The following is a 17074-nucleotide window of genomic DNA, read 5'->3' on the forward strand; positions in this document are numbered from 1 at the left end:
CCGTGAATCGGCCTCGGTCGGAACGACGGTCGCGACCGACGCGTCGCGTATCGCGACGAGACACGAATGTTAAGTTATACCGTGATAATAGAAAACAATATACATCCCCGGTGCCGAACACGTGGCATGACAGTTCATCTCACTCGAAGATTACTCGCCGCTCTCTCCCCGGGAACGGCCGCTGACAGCGCCTGTGGTCAGTGGCCGACCACGGCCGGCACGGGCAACCGGGTCGCTGAGATGATCACGGCCCCTCACGACGGACACGTGACTCGATCATGAGCGGGACCGGCGTCGCCACGATCGACAGCTGTCGGATCGCCTACCGGCGCGCGGGAACGGACGGCCCGCCGGTCGTTCTCTGTCACGGCGCGGGGATCGACGACGCGACCGTCTCCTGGCGACACGCGATCGACGCGCTGGCCGACGAGTACCGCGTCTACGCGATCGACTGGCCGGAGTACGGGAACAGTTCCGGGGACGTCACCCACACCGTCGACGGCTACATCGGCGTCCTCGAGGGCTTTCTCGAGACGCTGCCGTTCGATCGAGTGACGCTTGCTGGCATCTCGATGGGCGGCGGCGTTGCTCTCGGCTACACGCTCGCGAACCCCGACCGCGTCGAGGGACTGGCGCTGATCGACAGCTACGGCCTCGGCGACCGACTGCCCAGCGCCCTCCAGTGGAAGGTCCTCTCTCGGTTCCCCGGGGCGACCGAGTTCGGGAAGATCGCGGCCAGCGCGTCCCCGCGAAGCGTCCGGCTGGTGCTGAACAGCCTCGTCGCGGACGCCGACGCCCTCCCCGAACCCTTCGTCGCGGACGTCAGACGGAAGTTACAGGAACCGGGCTCGATACAGGCGTTCAAACAGTTCCAGGACAACGAACTCTCGTTCAACGGCCGGGTCGCGACGAACTACGTCGACGACCTCCCCGACCTCTCCGTGCCGACGCTGCTCGTCCACGGCCGACAGGACCCGCTGGTCCCCCTCGAGTGGTCCCAGCGGGCCGCCAAGCGAATCCCCGAGGCCGAACTCGAGGTCATCGAGGACTGCGGCCACTGGGCGCCGCGAGAGCGACCCGACAGGTTCAACGAGATTCTCGAAGACTGGCTGCCGGACCCGCGCCACGCGCCGGAACCGCAGTACACCAAGGAAGGAATGCCCGGCGTGACGCGCGCCAGCGGCGATTGATCCTACGACCAGTTTGCGTCCGGCCGAGAGAGCGGTTCGCCGCACCCGCGGCGAACCGTTCGATCCGGGGGAGGGCAGGCTGTTACCCGTTTTCGACCGCGAGCGAACGGAGTGAGCGAGCGGGCCGACGACTGATGTGAGCGACCGACGGGAGCGAACGGAAGGAGGAGTGATTTTATACTAAATTTTGCCGAGGGCCGCCGAAGGCGGCCCGCAGAGCAAAATTTAGGTTTTCACATGAAGTCCTCGATCCCGCTTTGCTTGTTCTTGTCGTTTTCGAAGATGCTCTCGAGCGACCGTTCCAGCACCTCCAGCCGCTGTTTCGTGTAGGGCCGGCAGTCGTACTCGTCGGCGACCTGAATGGCCGTCTGCATGTACTTGTTGACCGAGCCCTTGTGGACGGTGAGGTTGACCCGGCCGCCGCACTCGCGACAGTCGCCGGTCAGGGGCATCCGCCGGAACTTCTCGCCGCAGTCGAGACACCGCGTTTCCTGCCTGGAGAACGCCCGCAGGTTCCCGATCAGGTCCGGCAGGAAGTGGTACTCGATGACCCGCTCGGCCACGTCGGTCTCGTCGACGGCCGCGAGCTTGCGCGACAGCTCGAGCTGGGCGTCCATCTTGTCCATCATCGAGCCCAGCGTCTTGTACGCCGAGAGGTCGGGACCCATCGCGATGTCGGTGGTGTCGTGGGTGTGCTCGAAGCCGGTGTACTCGAGGTCGGTGCCGAGGTTCGCCTCGGCGATCTCGACGTCGACGTCCTCGGGGTCGGCCTGCTCGCGGGTCGCGAGGTAGAACTCGCGGGGATACTGCGAGACGACGTCCATGTTGTGGGCCTCGTCGTCGATCTCGGAGGGATCGATCCGGGAGGACATGACCAGCGGGGCGTCCATCTTCCCGCCGCGCTGGTCGGGCAGGAAGGTCTTGCTAAAGTTAAGTAAACCGTCAAGTAGCAGCATCACGCAGTCTTCGTCACCGTCGCAATTCCTCCGCTTGGCGGCGTGAAAGTACGGATGAGCGTACCCGACGGCTGCGCTCGTGAAGCCGATCACTCTCCCGACAGTTGCCGCCGAGGTGTGCGGTGCCATCCCGAAGACGAGTTCGCCGACCAGGTCCTGCCGGTCCTCGAACTCGTAGAAGGACTCGAGCCCATAATACTGCTCCAAGAGGTCGTCGATGAAGTCGGCGGTCTGGAGCATGTGCTCGGCCGCGCCGTCGGAGAGGACGATGTCCTGAACCTTGAGTTCGACCAGCTGGTCCTCGTGGGTCAAGGGTTCACCGTGGATGTCCTCCTCGTACCCCAGCGCCTGGAGCTGGCCGACGTCGACGTCGAGTTCGCTGGCCCGGACCGAGGTCACGGGGAGGTCGGTCATGTCGTAGCGGACGGTGCCGTCCTTGAACGCGGAGACGTCGTGTTTGGCCCGCAGGATTCCCTTCTCGATGGGTTCGGGGACCTTGTTCTGCGAGGACAGCCCTTTGACGCCTTTGAGGATCTCGAAGGCGTTCTCGCGTTCGCCGACCGACTCGAGGGCGCCCCGGAACTCGTCGTTGACGTCGATCTCGCGGGTCTCGACGCAGGTGCCCTCGCGCTCGCAGTGGTCGCACTCGACGCGACCGGCCTCGTCGGGCTCGAGCCGTTGGTCGCAGTCGGGACAGCGATAGTCCGGCGTCGTGCGGTCGTCGCAATCCGGACAGCGATTCTTGAACGTTTCGGTACCACAGGACTCACAGCGCTGGCGGCCGACCTCGAGTTCGACGATGCCGGGAGTATCCGACATCGTCTCGGCGTGTTTGGCGGCGTCGGCGACGTTTCGCTGCGTGCCGCCGGCCTCGCCGATCGGGAACAGCGTGTGAACCGCCGGGCTCAGATCGCGGCTCTCGGACTTCTCCGGCCGGCCCATCCGGTTGCCGATCCGCGTGGGGGCCCGTTCCCGGACCCGGAAGGGGGCGACCTCGTTGACCGCCTCGATCGCGTTGTCGCCCTCGGCTTCGTGACCCCACGTCCGGGCGCGCTCGGAAAGGTCGCCGTCGGTCCAGGTGCGCTCGAGTTCGATCTCGGGCCGCTGGTCGGGCTCGAGCGCCGCACCGTCGGCGACGGCCTGCCGGGGCTCACAGCCGACCGAGCGGACGAACGGCCGCCAGTCGTCGATCTCGATGCGGTCGTCGTCGTGGCGCTGGCGGTGTTCGATGACGATCGTCTCGAGGGCGTCGGCGACGCCGTCGTCGGACGCGAGGACGAGGACGCTGTCGTCCCCGTTCCCGTCGACGCTACCGTCGCCGTCGCGTTCGATCCGGCCCTCGGCGACCGCCGCTGTGAGGTCGCGAAAGGCGTCGACGGAGAGGTCGTGCCAGAGGTAGGTGTACTCGGGGTGGAGGGGCGCGTCGTACTCGGTGGCCCACTCGAGGGCCTCCTCGGGAGCGGGGAACTCGAGGTCGATGCGGGGATCGTCCTCGAGGGCCTGAACGTCCGCGCCGGCGGCCTCGAGGTCCTGGACCCACCACTCGTAAGTGTAGGATGCGGGGGCCAGCGGATGGTTGTTCTCGACGAATTCGCCGTAGTTGACGAGGTACTCGCCCAGGTCGAGGATCTTCTCGACGCCGTTTCTGATCTCGAGGGCGTCCTCGGGGTCGTCGATCCGGCGGACGTCGCCGTTTGCCAGTTTGACCGTCGGCCCCTCGATGGAGTCGACGGGGACGACGCCGGCGGCCTTGCCGGGTCGTTCGGTCTTGATCTGGGTGCCGGTCGCGAGGAAGTCGTCGACCAGATGCATCGCGGCGGGGTGGACGCCGGCGGTCGCGAAGCCGTGATTGCGTGCGCGACCGTAGCGCAGCCGGAACCCGCCCTCGGCGCAGGGATGGGAGAAGACCGGGCGGCCGGCGATCAGGTCCCGGAGGAACTTCTCGGAGGTGTCGACGCGGGGCGGTCCCTCGGGCACGTCGGCGGCGTCGCCGTCCTCGCTCGCGTCGGTGTCTCCGTCGTTCTCGGCCGTCGCTTCGCCGTCGCCCTCGTCGGCGTCGGCGCCGTCGTCCGCCGTCTCCCCTTCGTCGTCGTAGTAGTTGCCGTCGATGAGGTCCTGCAGCCACGGCCAGTCGATCTCGTCCAGGTTCCGGGTGTAGCGCTGGATCTTCGGGGCCTTCAGCGCGATCCCCTCGGCGAGGACGAGACACATCCCGCCGCGGGCGCTGTTGGTGTCGACCCGCTCGAGATCCCGAAATCCGGAGACCTCCTCGTCACCGGTGGCTTCCCCGTCCAGCATGATCGGGATGTGTTTCGCGATGAACTTCGTCTCCTTGTCCTTGGGCGTGTACTGGAGCCCGGTCTCCTTGTCGTAGAGGGCGACCTCCTCGGCGTAGCGTTCGACCTCCTCCTCGCGGGCGTCGTACTGTTCCATGCCGACGAGCGCGCGGGTGTAGTCGGCGACGAGGACCGACAGCGCCTGTGCGGTCCCGCCCGCCGACCGGATGGGGCCGGCGTAGTAGACGTTGACGAACTCCGTCCCGTCGTCGTTCTCTAAGATCTCGACCCTGTCGATCCCCTCGATGGGGGCGGCGACGACCCCCTCGGTCAGCAGGGCGACCGCGGTCCGAACCGCGCCCTCGACCTTCCCCGCTTTCGTCTCGTAGTCGCCGACCCGTCCCGCGGCGAAGTCCTCGGCGAGTTCGAGCGCGGCCTCCTCGCGGCTCATCTCCCCTTCGAGTTCGCGGACGCGTTCGGCGACGCCGTCGATCCCGAGGATGTTCTCGACCCGGTCGGCCATGTCCCGCGCGGTCGGAATCTCGACTTCGGGTTTCGGATCGCCGCCCCGTTCCTTGGCGCGTTCGGCCACGTCGAAGGCCGACTCGAGTTGGTCCTCGAGCCGCTCGAAGTACCGTTCGTCTTCGGCGCGCATGTCAGAGCCAGAGGTCCAGTTCGGTGGTCTCGTCGTACTCGCGCTCGAGGGGCTCCTCGAAGACGCGAAGGTGGACCTCGCCGGCCCAGACGGTCGCCTCGTTCAGGTGGCCGGCGTACGTGGTGCCCTCGTCGTCCGAGAGGACGGCGTGGGTGTGGGCGAACCGCTCGCCCTCGAGTCGAGAGACGTTCCCGATACAGGCGGCGACCTCGAGCGGTTCGTCGAACGCGATCGGGGAGTACTCGCAGGCGTCCTGATCGTAGAACCACAGTTCGGCGTCCTGGACCGCGCCGAGCGCGGTGAACCAGCCGGCCTCGGCCGCGACCGCGTCCGCCAGCGACTCGATCTCGGCCCGCCAGTCGGCACCCGTCTCGAGGCGGGCGACGTACTCGTCGGTGGTCTCGACGGCGCGATAGTTCATACCCGTCTACTGTGACGGCCGGGAGAAAAAGCCCACCGGTCGCCGTCTGCCCGACGACGGGAGCCATCACAGCCCACGATCGGCCGCGGGAGACGGCGGCTGCCGGTCGGTTGGCATTGTAGTAAATCCGCTAACTATTTCGAGGAGTTATAATATATCTATTATTTATGCGGTGCGAAGAAATGTCCATCTCTGCCCAGCGAATCGCAATGCTGTGCAGAGATGAGAGTTATTTAATCGAGTATCAGACCATTATGTTTCAGTAACAACCGGTTTGCGTCTATTACACGGCTGATACCAAAATAGAGTGGTAGCTATCGTCTATCAAGATGGTGCCGAATCAACCGACGACGACGCGGCGGCGACTCCTCGGTTCCGGGGCCGCCGTCGCTGCGTCAGTGATCGCAGGGTGTATCGGTGGGGGCGGCTCCGGAGACGGCGATCGGTTCCACTTCACGCAGGAACAATCGCGCGAGGAGCAGTTCGATCCGGTCGTCTCGAACGACGCGTACAGCTTTCAGGTCATTCAGCACGTCTTCGACGGGCTCTACGAGTACGACGAGGGCCTCGAGTTACAGCCGAAACTCGCGGTCGGCGAGCCGACGGTCGAGCGCGACGGCACGCGCTACATCTTCGAACTGGTAGAGGGAGCGACGTTCCACAACGGCGACGAGGTGACCGCCGGAGACGTCGCTCACTCCTTTACCGCGCCCGTCGAGGAGGAGACGGAGAACGCCTCCGAGTACGACATGATCGAGAGTACGGAGGTCATCGACGACTACCAGCTGCAGGTCGACCTCGGCGAGGATCCCTACGGCCCGTTCGAACTCGCGACCATGGGCGTGACGGTCGTCCCCGAGAGCGTCCGGACCGAGGACCGCGAGGCGTTCAACACGGACCCGGTCGGCTCCGGCCCGTTCGAGTTCGTCGACCTGCAGGAAAACGAGTACGTCGACCTAGAGCGCAACGACGACTACTGGGGCGACCTCGAGCCGAATCTCGAACAGATACGGTTCGTCGCCCACGAGGACCCCGCGGGTCGCGTCTCCGACATCCGAGCAGGCGACACCGACGTCATCGCGGGGATTCCGAACGACGACTGGGACGTCCTCGAGAACGAGGACGGCGTGACCCTCCACTCGGCCGAGAGTCCGACGTTCATGTACATGGGCTTCAACTGCAACGAGGGCCCGACGACGACTCCCGAGGTGCGGCGGGGCATCGTCCACTCGTTCTCGATGCAGGACTTCATCGACTCGAACGCGGGCAACGTGAGTTCGGCGATGTACAGCCCGATCCCGCCGGTCGTCAACGGGATCTGGGAATTCCCCGAATCGGAGTATCAGGAGCTGCTGCCGGAGTACGATCCGGAACAGGCCCAGTCGTTGCTCGACGAACACGCGCCCGACGACTTCACCCCGACGATCATCACGCCGGAGGGGATCCGCGCCCAGTTGGCCGAGCGGATCGCGACCCGACTGGACGAGATCGGATACGGCGCGGACGTACAGGTCCTGGACTTCGCGACGCTGGTCGACACCTACACCAGCGGGAGCGCCGACGACTACCAGATGTACCTGCTCGGCTGGACCGGCGGTCCCGACCCCGATTACTACCTCTACCCGCTGCTCCACGAGAGCCAGGCGGGGACCAACCAGGGCCACTACTACGAGGGCAGCGACGGCTTCCACGAGGCGATCGTCGAGGGACGCAACTCGGCGGGCCAGGAGGAGCGCTACGACATCTACGAGCCCGTCGTCCGAGAGGTCGTCGAGCAACTGCCCGTCTTACCGGCGTTTACGCAGGACAACACGATGGCCTCCCGAAACTACGTCCAGGACCTCCAGGCGCATCCGGAGGTGACGAGGAATCCGACCCTCGTCGCGGAGTACACGAACGTCTCGATGGAGTGAACCGACGGACGACGATTCCGTCGCGGTCGGCGGGCCGTCGGTGCCCCCCGATCGCGTCGCACCGTCCGACGACCAACGCGACCGATTCGCGGAGCAATGAAGCTACTCAAGTACACGATATACAGGCTGATGCAGGCGGTCCCGGTCCTGATCGGAATCTCGATCATCACGTTCCTGCTGGCGAATCTTGGACCGGGCGATCCGGTCAGCCTCATGCTACAGGGCCAGGAACACAGCGAGGAACTGGTCAGGGCGATCGAACGACGCTACGGGCTCGACAGGCCGTTACACGAACGCTACGTGACGTACATGGTCGGTCTGTTGCAGGGCGATCTCGGACAGAGCATCTACTACGAGCGGCCGGTCGCCGGCCTGATACTGGATCGGGTCGGTCCGACGCTGTTGCTGGTCGTTTCGGCGTACGCGTTCGCGCTGGCGACCGCGATCCCGCTCGGCGTCGTGGCCGCGGACCGACGGAACGAACCGACCGACCACGTCTCCCGCATCGCCGCGCTCGTCGGCGTCAGCACCCCCTCGTTCTGGATCGGGATCGTCCTGATCCTCGTCTTCGCCGTGAAGCTCGGCTGGCTCCCCTCGAGCGGGCTCTACTACCCGTGGCGACCGCCGAGCGCCTATCGGGGGATCGACGGCCACCTCGAGCTGTACTACCAGTCGGCCAGACACCTGCTGTTGCCGATGATCGCGCTGGGGACCTTGCAGATGGCGACGATCATGCGCGTCGAGCGGACCCAGATGATCGAGTCGCTGCAGGGCGAGTACGTCAAGCTGGCACGTGCCTACGGCGTTCCCGAGCGGACGGTCCTTCGAAAACACGCGTTTCAGGTGGCCCAGTTGCCGATCATCACGATCGTCGGACTCAACCTGTCGACGGCGATCGGCGGGGCGGTGTTGGTCGAGACGGTGTTCAACATCAACGGGATGGGACAGCTGTTCGTCGGTGCGATCCAGCGCAACGACTACCAGCTCGTGATGGGCGTGACGATGATGCTCGGCGTCCTGTTCGTCGTCGGCGTCATCATCACCGACATCTCGTACGCGTACGTCGACCCGCGAGTCACCTACGGTGAGCGAGAGTAACCATGGCAGTCAGTGAATCACAGTTCGAGAGCAGTCGAGACCAGGCGGACGAGGACGGCGTCGAGGCCCGCGTCGGCTGGCGCTACACCGTCGCGCGGATCAAAGCGGACACGACGGCCCGCTGGGGGCTGTACGTCGTCACGGTCGTCCTGTTCGTCGCGATCTACGCCGCGATCGACAGCAACCTCTCCCTGCTCACGTTCGGGGTCCTGTCGGACTACACGTTCGCGCGGCTGATACCGATCTTCGATCACCCGACCCACATCCCGCCGCCGGGAGAGGGGACCCAGCACATGCCGCCGTACTTCCCGCTGGCCGAACAGCCGTGGAACCCGCTTCCAGCCGGCGGCACGCTCGAGCACCCGCTGGGGACCGACCACACCGGCCGGGACTACTTCACGCGGATCGTCTACGGGACGCAGGTGTCGGTGTTCGTCGGGATCGTCTCGACGTTCATCGGGCTCACCGGCGGGACGGTCGTCGGTGCCGTCGCCGGCTACTACGGCGGCCGGGTCGACGACGTTCTCATGCGGGTCGTCGAGACGGTGTACGCGATCCCGCCGCTGATACTCATCATCGTCTTCACCGTCTTCGTCGGCGGCGCGAACATCTGGTACGCGGTGCTGGGCGTCGGGATCGCGTTCGTCCCCGTCTTCGCCCGCATCATCCGGAGCCGCGTGCTGAGCGTCCGCGAGATGGACTACATCGAAGCGGCGCGGGCGGCCGGCGTCAAGGACCGCAACATCATCCGTCGCCACGTCGTCCCCAACAGCTTCGCGCCGGTTCTGGTGTACGCGACGCTCCAGATCGGCGTGACGATCCTCATCGTCGCCGGGCTCTCCTTCCTCGGCTACGGCGCACAGCCGCCGACCCCCGACTGGGGACAGATGCTCAACATCGCCCACGGCTACATGCACTCGAACGTCTGGCTCTCGATCTGGCCGGGTATCGCGATCATGATCACGATTATGGGCTTTAACCTGTTCGGCGATGGCCTGCAGGACGCCCTCGACCCCCGAATCGACGACTGACAATGAGTTCCGAACCACTACTCCGCGTCGAGAACCTGAAGACCCAGTTCTTCACCGAAGCAGGCACAGTACGCGCCGTCGACGGCATCTCCTTCGAGGTCCGCGAGGGCGAAATCGTCGGCCTCGTCGGCGAGAGCGGGGCCGGGAAGTCGGTCGCCTCGATGAGCATCATGGGGCTCGTCGAGGCCCCCGGCGAGATCGTCGCCGGCGAGATCACCTACAAAGGCGAGACGATCTTCGGCCTCGAGGAGGGTCCCGACGGCGAGTTGCGAAAGCGAGACGACGCCCTCTCCGACGAGGAGATCCGGACCCGCATCCGGGGCAACGAGATCGCGGTGATCTTCCAGGACCCGATGGAGTCGCTCAACCCCGTCTTCACCGTCGGCGGCCAGCTGCGGGAGTTCATCGAACTCAACCGCGGCCTCGAGGGCGAGGAGGCGCGGGCGGAAGCGATCGACATGCTCCGCGAGGTCGGCATCCCCGACCCCGAGGAGCGCTACGAGGAGTACCCCCACCAGTTCTCCGGCGGGATGCGCCAGCGCGTGCTGATCGCGATGGCGCTGGCCTGCGAGCCAAGCCTGATCATCGCCGACGAGCCGACGACGGCGCTGGACGTGACCGTCGAGGGACAGATCCTCGAGTTGGTCGACGAGCTACAGTCGAAATACGGGACCAGCTTCGTCTGGGTCACCCACGACCTGGGGGTCGTCGCCGAGATCTGCGACCGGGTCAACGTGATGTACCTCGGCGAGATCGTCGAGCAAGCGCCGGTCGACGAGCTGTTCTACGAGACGAACCACCCCTACACCGACGCCCTGCTGGACTCGATCCCCCGGCCCGACCGCACCGTCGCCGAACTCGAGGCGATCGATGGGGTGATGCCCGAGGCGATCGAGCCGCCCTCGGGCTGTCGGTTCCACCCGCGCTGTCCCGACGCGCGCGAGGTGTGCAAGCGCGTCCACCCCGAGCCGACGGTGATTGCGGACGCCGACGGCGAACCCCACCGGGCGGCCTGCGTGAAACACGACGCCTTCGACGTCGACTACGAGGGGAGCCCGCCGCTCGAGGGTACGACGGGGACGACCGGAGACGGGGCGGTCGAGGACATCGGGTCGGAACTCGCGCCAAATCCGGTCGGCGACGACGGGGGTGAGGATGGTGAGTAGCGGGCTCCGACTGGACGAGGAGCGCGAGTACGACAGCGAGGGGCCGCTGCTCGAGTTGGACTGCGTCTCGAAACACTTCGGGCAGGAGTCGGGGCTGCTCGCGGGCCTGCAGTTCGACGCGAGCGAGTTCCCGCCGTTCAGCGTCGAGCGAGAGCGGGTGCGAGCGGTCGACGGCGTCTCGATCGAGGTTCAACCCGGCGAGACGCTGGGTCTCGTCGGCGAGTCGGGCTGTGGTAAGAGTACGCTCGGTCGGACGGTCCTTCGCCTGCTCGAGCCGACCGAGGGGGACATCTACTTCAAAGGGGAGAACCTGGCCGACCTCGACGGCGAGGCGCTCCGGCAGACGCGCTCGGACATGCAGATGATCTTCCAAGATCCCCAGTCCTCGCTCGATCCGCGGATGAAGGTCGGGCAGATCATCGAGGAGCCGATGCGGGCCCACGACATGTTAGACGACGAAGGACGCGAGGCCCGCGCGAAGGAACTGCTCGCGAAGGTGGGGCTCGACCCGCGTCACTACAACCGCCATCCCCACGCCTTCTCTGGAGGACAGCGCCAGCGGATCAACCTCGCGCGGGCGCTGTCGGTCGATCCCGACTTCGTGGTCTGTGACGAGCCCGTCTCCGCGCTGGACGTCTCGATCCAGGCGCAGGTGCTGAACACGATGGAGCGACTGCAGCGGGAGTTCGGCCTCACGTACCTCTTTATCGCCCACGACCTCTCGGTCATCCGCCACATCTCCGACCGCGTGGCGGTGATGTATCTGGGCCACATCGTCGAGTTGGCGGGGAAAGAGGAACTGTTCGAGAACCCACAGCACCCCTACACCCGCGCCCTGCTCGAGTCGATTCCCGTCCCGGATCCCCGCGAGAACGGCTCCCGGGGCGTCCTCGAGGGCGAGGTCCCGAGCCCGGTCGATCCGCCCTCTGGGTGTCGGTTCCGGACGCGGTGTCCGCGCCTGATCGCCCCCGACGCGTACGACTGGGCCGGCGAGGAGTGGCCGCGGACGCGGGCGTTCATGCGAGCGGTCAAACGACGGACGTTCGAACCGATGCCGGCGGCGCGGATCGAAGCCGAGTTCTTCGACGGAACGCTGCCCCGTGGCGAGGCCGGATCGATCGTCGCGGAGGCGATCGATCTGGTCGCCACCGACGGCGAGGCGGACGGCGACGACGCCGACCGCTGGGAAGCCGCGACCGACCTGTTGCTCGAGTCCTTCGCCGAAGCGAGCGTCTGTGCCCGCGAGCGGCCGGCCTACGACCTCGAGTCCGGCGACGGGGAGCGGTTCGCCGCCTGTCACCTGCACCGGTAGGGACGCGAGGTCTCGAGACGAGCCCGGTCGCGACCACCGGAGCGCCGACAGCAACGGGCAAGTAAGACTCGTTCACGAATGTCTTTGACAGCGATCATCCAACACGGTCGATCATCGCAATAATGCTTATGAGTGAGGTGCTACTATTTACTCGTGTATGAGTAAGATGATCGCCATCCTGGCAACGCACACGAAAACCGGCGCGAAGGTACAGCGAACGATCGATCACTCGCCCTCGTTCACGGGCGTGCAGACGAGCGACGACGGCCGGCCGGCGACGCAGGTCTCTCCCGGCGGGTTCCTGACCGGCTAAGCCGGGGGAGCCGACCGAGACGGTCTACTGTAAGTCATTGCCGGTGCAACCGCGCGCTCTGCAGTTGCACCGGGAAATCGTTACGGCAAACCGTCTGAGCACGTCCCGCTCGAGTCGCCCTCCGCGACGGGGGGTCGAACCGATACCGGCGAGTCACGGACGACACGCGGTTTTTCCGATCGGGAGCGACGCGCCGTCGTTCCCGGCCGATACTCTCTTCGTAGCCGCGCCGCGGCCAGTCAGTTGATCGTAATCGTCGTCGCGTCGGCCGGCCGAGTCGTCCCCGCAGCGGTCGCGACGAACGCCCGGATCTCGTACTCGCCGGACTCGGGGACGACCGACTCGCGTCGGTCGCCGCCGGTCCGCTCGAGGCGGCCGTTCCAGGTCACCGCGGCGCGCTTTCGCTCGCCGCCGCGGAAGTCGAACGTGGCGGGTCGATCCGGCGTGTAGCGGCGTTCGTCGGTGGCCTCGAGGTGGCCGTCGATCGTCCACCCCCAGCGGCGCTGGCGGGGCGTCCGGAGTTCGACGGGGACCGGGAGCCGGTTCTCGAAGTCGACGGTGATCTCGACCGGGTCGTCGCGCTCGTAGACCTCGCGGTCGGTCGCGACGGAGACGGCGATCGCGCGGCGGGCGAGCGCCGCCGGAACGAACCGCGAGAGGAGGGTGACGACGGAGGGCCGGGCGTCCGCACGCTCGAGGCCGAACTCGTCGCCGTCGCTCGGGTCGGGTTCCGCACCGCGTCGCGGCCGAGGGCGTTCCATGGCCGTAGCGACCACCCGAGTCCACTAAACGGTACGGCCGCTCGAGACACGTTGAAAGAGATCGAAAACGTCGCCATCGCGACGACCGCCCGGTCAGGGTCGTCCCGCGTCGGAACGCGGACGAACGGTGAGCAGCGCAGCCGCCGGTCGCGACCGGACTCGGAACGCGATCCCTCCCACCCCCAGTTATCGCCAGGCCGGAAGCGCGAGCGCGTCATCGGCCCGCATGGACAGCCAGGCCCCGTCGGCGGAGATGTCCGCGATGACGTACTCGTCGCTCGCGGCCGTCGAATCGATCGAACCGACGATCGTGTCGTCGGACGCCATGGCGTGGGGGTTCGTCGCCATGTGAGTGAGTGACAACCACTCACATATAAACGCATCGAATCGGACTGTCCGCTCGAGCGACCGGTCGGCGGCCGAACGGCGGTCCGTGAAACACTGGGTTTATACTCATTTTCGCCGTACCGAGGGGATATGAACGTAGCCGACGCGATGACGCCTCGTGAAGACGTGGTCACCGCCGACCTGCCCGGGACCCGCTCGGACGTCCTCGAGTACCTGCAAGAGCAATCGTTCTCGTCGGTCCCGGTCGTCAAACCGACCGACGACGGGCCGGAGTACCGCGGTCTGCTCTCTCGAGAGCGACTCATCGAGGAGCCAGACGAGGACCAGCTCGTCATGCTGATGGAGGAGGTCCCGACGACGACCGCCGAGACCGGGCTCGCCGACGTCGCGCGGACGATGGTCGAGGAGGGCGCGCGCCGCGTGCCGGTCGTCGACGGCGAGTTCGAGGGGATCGTCACCGTGACCGACGTGATCCACGCGATCGCGACCGGCGATCAGGCGACCGACGGCACCGTCGATGCCTACGCCAGCGAGGACGTGAACACGACCTACGAGGGGACGCCCCTGCCCGTCGCCGAGCGGGAACTCTCCTACGCGAACGTCCCCTACACCGTCGCGCTGGACGACGACGGACGAATGAGCGGCGTGCTGACCGAAGTCGACGTCCTCGAGGTCGCCAGAATCGTCGAGGGCGAGGAGGAGACGGGCGACAACTTCGGCGACCAGGACGACGACTGGTCCTGGGAGGGGATCAAGGCCGTCGGGAGCCGCTATCTCCCGACGCGGGACATCGAGATCCCCGCGGGCTCGATCCGGGAGTTCATGAGCGACGACGTGGTGACGGTCGCGGCGGACACGTCGGTCCAGGAGGCGGCACAGCGGATGATCAGCAACGACATCGAACAGATCCCGATGGTCACGGGCGAGGACCTCGTCGGTATCGCCCGCGACGTCGATCTGTTGGAGGCACTCTATGAGTGACGACGACACTGCGGAGACGGCGGTAACGAGCGAGAAACTGGTCGAACTCGCCAAGCGGCGGGGCTATTTCTTCCAGTCGTCGGGAGCCTACGGCGGCGTCGGCGGCTTCTACACGTTCGGCCCGCAGGGCGCGGCGCTGAAAGGCAACGTCGAGGACGCCTGGCGCGACCGCTTCGCCGTGGCTGAGGGCAACATGGAGATCGACGCGCCGACGATCATGCCCGAACCCGTCTTCGAGGCCTCGGGCCATCTGGACGGTTTCGACGACATGCTCGTCGAGTGTCCGGAGTGTGGCGAGAGCCACCGCGCGGACCACATCGTCGAGGACAACACGGAGTACGAGGACGCCGAGAGCCTCCCCATTCCGGAGGTCGAGGAAGTCATCGCCGAGTACGAACTCGTCTGTCCCGCCTGCGGGGCGGGACTCGCCGGCCAGGCCGTCGAGACCTTCAACCTCATGTTCGCGACCAATATCGGCCCCGGCGACTCCGATCCCGGCTACCTCCGCCCCGAGACCGCACAGGGCATCTTCGTCGAGTTCCCGCGGCTCAAGGAGTACGCGCGCAACCAACTGCCGTTCGGCGTCACCCAGATCGGCCGCGCCTACCGCAACGAGATCAGCCCCCGGCGCTCGATCATCCGGACCCGGGAGTTCACGCAGGCCGAACTCGAGTACTTCGTCGACCCCGAGACCGACGAGCCGGCCCTCGAGAGCGTCGCGGACGTCGAGGTCACGCTGTACCCTGCGAGCGAGCAGAACGAAGAGGACGGCGAGGAGATCCAGACGACGATCGGCGAGGCCGTCGATGAGGGCATCGTCTCGAGCCCGTGGGTCGCGTACTTCCTCGGCGTCGCCAAGCCGTGGTACGACGCGGTCGGCGTCGACATGGACCGGTTCCGGTTCCGCCAGCACCTCTCGGGCGAGCGAGCCCACTACGCCAGCGACTGCTGGGACGCCGAGAGCGAGGTCGACGGCAACTGGATCGAGATGGCCGGCTTCGCCTACCGCGGCGACTACGACCTCTCGAAACACGACGCGCACTCGGACGACCGCTTCACGATCTTCAAGCAGTACGACGAACCCAAAACGGTCGAGCGCGCCACCGTCGACCCCGATATGAGCTACCTCGGACCCGAGTTCGGCGGCGCGGCTGGCGACGTGGTCGACGAACTCGAGGACCTCGCGGCCCGCGACCGCGAGGCCTTTGCTGGCGACAGCGTCGAGATCGGCCTCGAGGGCGAGACCCACGAGATCCCCGTCGAAAAGACCGGCTTCGCGGTCGAGGAACAGACCGAGGCCGGCGAACACATCACGCCCCACGTCGTCGAACCCTCCTTCGGGGTGGACCGGCTGGTCTACACCGTTCTCCACCACGCCTACCGCGAGGACGAGATCGACGGCGAGGAGCGCACGTATCTCGAACTCGAGCCCGAGGTCGCGCCCACCTTCGTCGGCGTCTTCCCGCTGCAAAGCGACGACGCGCTCGAGGCGCGAGCGAACGAGATCGTCGACGATCTGCGCGCGGCCGGCCTCTCGGTCACGTACGACGACTCGGGGAACATCGGTCGGCGCTACCGGCGACAGGACGAGGTCGGCACGCCGTTCTGCGTGACCGTCGACTTCGAGACGATCGAGAACGAAGCGACGACTGTCACCGTCCGCGAACGCGACACGACCGAACAGAAACGGCTGCCGGTCGCGGACCTCGCGGAGACGCTGGCGGCGATTCGCGAAGGCGAACTCGCGTTCGACGAATTGTAAGCGACCGTTCCAGTCGGGACCGACGCGGCCGCCAATGGAGAACGCGACCGCGGACGACGGCTCTCCCGCGAGCCGGCGGCCGACGCCGCTGTGCGCGGGCGAGCGCCCGCCCGTATCCCGGCCCCGCTACCACAAATTTTATTTTTTACACATTACGTGATTGGTGTGTGTCCTTACAAGAGACGAATGCGGCGTCACAGTCGTCTAGCCAGCCAATAAAGGAGGGTATCCGTCCGATTGGAGGACTAATTTATGGTGTCCTATCATTTATTTTGGTATTCATAATTACGACTGGCTATTTCATCTACCGGCTCTACGACGCGGCCGAAACGGAGCTCGACCTCGAGGAGGTGTTCCCGGTTCCGGAGTTCATGGGGTACCCGTTCTACAACTCACATCGGGTGAACACGCCGATCGAATTCACCGGGTCCGGCGGCTTCGGCTCGCAGACGGTCGCCGACGGCTACTTCGACCTGTTCAACCAGCTCACCGCCGTCGGTGCGCCCGAGTTCAATCCGCTGGTATTCAACGCGATCCCGGCCGCGGTCCTGTTTCTCGCGGGATACGTGATCGCTGGACGGGCGGGATCCTCGCTGTCGGCCGAAAGCAGTGCCGCCGCCGGGGCGAGCGTCGCCGTCGGCTATCTCCCCCTGTTCGTTCTCGGTACGTTCGTGTTCTCCGTCGATGATCCCGAGTTCGTCGCGGGGCCGGAACTCGGGCTCGGACTCCTGTTTTTCGGCACGTTGTTCACCGTCGGCTTCGGCGGGCTCGGCGGCTACGTCCGCGCGAACCGCTAACGGCGATTGACGGACGCCGCTGGGTCATCGTCGCGGCCCCGGCTGTCGATTCGGGACGAACCCGTCCCGCGGGACTTTATATAATATATAGGTA

14 protein-coding genes are annotated in these 17074 nt (G+C 66.2%); 10 read left to right on the top strand and 4 right to left on the bottom strand.

The features are described from left to right. Nucleotides 1-278 precede the first annotated feature (278 nt). Complete coding sequence (locus A6E15_RS15995) at nucleotides 279-1190, top strand: alpha/beta fold hydrolase (RefSeq protein WP_076147666.1); 912 nt, start codon at nucleotides 279-281, stop codon at nucleotides 1188-1190. Nucleotides 1191-1423: 233 nt separating this feature from the next. Here A6E15_RS15995 and A6E15_RS16000 read toward each other — a convergent pair whose 3' ends face one another. Continuing rightward, nucleotides 1424-5077 (bottom strand): DNA polymerase II large subunit, encoded by a 3654-nt coding sequence (locus A6E15_RS16000; protein WP_076147668.1) that lies wholly within the window; start codon nucleotides 5075-5077, stop codon nucleotides 1424-1426. A 1-nt stretch (nucleotide 5078) separates the two neighbouring features. Next, entirely contained in the window at nucleotides 5079-5498 is a 420-nt protein-coding gene (locus tag A6E15_RS16005) for a PPC domain-containing DNA-binding protein (protein WP_076147670.1), read from the bottom strand. 329 nt (nucleotides 5499-5827) lie between these two features. Here A6E15_RS16005 and A6E15_RS16010 point away from each other — a divergent pair, with 329 nt between their 5' ends. The 6 genes from A6E15_RS16010 to A6E15_RS21095 all read left to right on the top strand — a co-directional run bounded on the left by A6E15_RS16010 (nucleotide 5828) and on the right by A6E15_RS21095 (nucleotide 12331). Then, nucleotides 5828-7411 (top strand): ABC transporter substrate-binding protein, encoded by a 1584-nt coding sequence (locus A6E15_RS16010; RefSeq protein ID WP_076147671.1) that lies wholly within the window; start codon nucleotides 5828-5830, stop codon nucleotides 7409-7411. A gap of 96 nt (nucleotides 7412-7507) precedes the next feature. Then, the gene (locus A6E15_RS16015) at nucleotides 7508-8509 is read left to right on the top strand and encodes an ABC transporter permease (RefSeq protein WP_076147673.1); all 1002 of its coding nucleotides are present in this window, start codon (nucleotides 7508-7510) and stop codon (nucleotides 8507-8509) included. Nucleotides 8510-8511: 2 nt separating this feature from the next. Further along, nucleotides 8512-9540, top strand: a complete 1029-nt coding sequence (locus A6E15_RS16020; protein WP_076147675.1) for an ABC transporter permease — start codon at nucleotides 8512-8514, stop codon at nucleotides 9538-9540. Nucleotides 9541-9542: 2 nt separating this feature from the next. Then, nucleotides 9543-10706 carry an ABC transporter ATP-binding protein gene (locus A6E15_RS16025; protein WP_076147677.1) on the top strand — a complete coding sequence of 388 codons (1164 nt, stop codon included), beginning with the start codon at nucleotides 9543-9545 and terminating at the stop codon, nucleotides 10704-10706. After that, complete coding sequence (locus A6E15_RS16030; protein WP_076147679.1) at nucleotides 10696-12018, top strand: ABC transporter ATP-binding protein; 1323 nt, start codon at nucleotides 10696-10698, stop codon at nucleotides 12016-12018. The genes A6E15_RS16025 and A6E15_RS16030 overlap by 11 nt, the downstream gene beginning before the upstream one ends. 157 nt (nucleotides 12019-12175) lie before the next feature. Beyond that, nucleotides 12176-12331, top strand: coding sequence for a hypothetical protein (locus A6E15_RS21095; protein WP_175607278.1), 156 nt, complete (start codon nucleotides 12176-12178; stop codon nucleotides 12329-12331). 239 nt (nucleotides 12332-12570) lie between these two features. Here A6E15_RS21095 and A6E15_RS16035 read toward each other — a convergent pair whose 3' ends face one another. Both A6E15_RS16035 and A6E15_RS21100 read right to left on the bottom strand, forming a co-directional pair. Further along, a complete protein-coding gene (locus A6E15_RS16035; RefSeq protein WP_076147681.1) occupies nucleotides 12571-13092 on the bottom strand; it encodes a hypothetical protein in 522 nt (173 codons plus the stop codon). 186 nt (nucleotides 13093-13278) lie between these two features. Next, nucleotides 13279-13440: a DUF7556 family protein gene (locus A6E15_RS21100; RefSeq protein WP_175607279.1), complete on the bottom strand. Its 162-nt coding sequence runs from the start codon at nucleotides 13438-13440 to the stop codon at nucleotides 13279-13281. 129 nt (nucleotides 13441-13569) lie between these two features. On the opposite strand from A6E15_RS21100, the gene A6E15_RS16040 reads away from it, so the two are divergent. From A6E15_RS16040 to A6E15_RS16050, 3 genes are all read left to right on the top strand, one after another. Next, nucleotides 13570-14421: a CBS domain-containing protein gene (locus A6E15_RS16040; protein WP_076147683.1), complete on the top strand. Its 852-nt coding sequence runs from the start codon at nucleotides 13570-13572 to the stop codon at nucleotides 14419-14421. Further along, nucleotides 14414-16183, top strand: coding sequence for a glycine--tRNA ligase (gene glyS, locus A6E15_RS16045; protein WP_076147685.1), 1770 nt, complete (start codon nucleotides 14414-14416; stop codon nucleotides 16181-16183). Before A6E15_RS16040 ends, glyS begins: the two co-directional genes overlap by 8 nt. A gap of 272 nt (nucleotides 16184-16455) precedes the next feature. Continuing rightward, nucleotides 16456-16980 (top strand): hypothetical protein, encoded by a 525-nt coding sequence (locus A6E15_RS16050; protein ID WP_076147686.1) that lies wholly within the window; start codon nucleotides 16456-16458, stop codon nucleotides 16978-16980. Nucleotides 16981-17074 lie beyond the last annotated feature (94 nt).

Source organism: Natrinema saccharevitans (genome assembly GCF_001953745.1).
Lineage (GTDB): Archaea > Halobacteriota > Halobacteria > Halobacteriales > Natrialbaceae > Natrinema > Natrinema saccharevitans.

What these genes read in the sequence shown, in the direction of transcription:
- A6E15_RS15995 (WP_076147666.1), top strand. Translation starts at nt 279, where the DNA reads ATGAGCGGGACCGGCGTCGCCACGATCGACAGCTGTCGGATCGCCTAC.
- A6E15_RS16000 (WP_076147668.1), bottom strand. Translation starts at nt 5,077, where the DNA reads ATGCGCGCCGAAGACGAACGGTACTTCGAGCGGCTCGAGGACCAACTC.
- A6E15_RS16005 (WP_076147670.1), bottom strand. Translation starts at nt 5,498, where the DNA reads ATGAACTATCGCGCCGTCGAGACCACCGACGAGTACGTCGCCCGCCTC.
- A6E15_RS16010 (WP_076147671.1), top strand. Translation starts at nt 5,828, where the DNA reads ATGGTGCCGAATCAACCGACGACGACGCGGCGGCGACTCCTCGGTTCC.
- A6E15_RS16015 (WP_076147673.1), top strand. Translation starts at nt 7,508, where the DNA reads ATGAAGCTACTCAAGTACACGATATACAGGCTGATGCAGGCGGTCCCG.
- A6E15_RS16020 (WP_076147675.1), top strand. Translation starts at nt 8,512, where the DNA reads ATGGCAGTCAGTGAATCACAGTTCGAGAGCAGTCGAGACCAGGCGGAC.
- A6E15_RS16025 (WP_076147677.1), top strand. Translation starts at nt 9,543, where the DNA reads ATGAGTTCCGAACCACTACTCCGCGTCGAGAACCTGAAGACCCAGTTC.
- A6E15_RS16030 (WP_076147679.1), top strand. Translation starts at nt 10,696, where the DNA reads ATGGTGAGTAGCGGGCTCCGACTGGACGAGGAGCGCGAGTACGACAGC.
- A6E15_RS21095 (WP_175607278.1), top strand. Translation starts at nt 12,176, where the DNA reads ATGAGTAAGATGATCGCCATCCTGGCAACGCACACGAAAACCGGCGCG.
- A6E15_RS16035 (WP_076147681.1), bottom strand. Translation starts at nt 13,092, where the DNA reads ATGGAACGCCCTCGGCCGCGACGCGGTGCGGAACCCGACCCGAGCGAC.
- A6E15_RS21100 (WP_175607279.1), bottom strand. Translation starts at nt 13,440, where the DNA reads ATGGCGACGAACCCCCACGCCATGGCGTCCGACGACACGATCGTCGGT.
- A6E15_RS16040 (WP_076147683.1), top strand. Translation starts at nt 13,570, where the DNA reads ATGAACGTAGCCGACGCGATGACGCCTCGTGAAGACGTGGTCACCGCC.
- glyS (WP_076147685.1), top strand. Translation starts at nt 14,414, where the DNA reads ATGAGTGACGACGACACTGCGGAGACGGCGGTAACGAGCGAGAAACTG.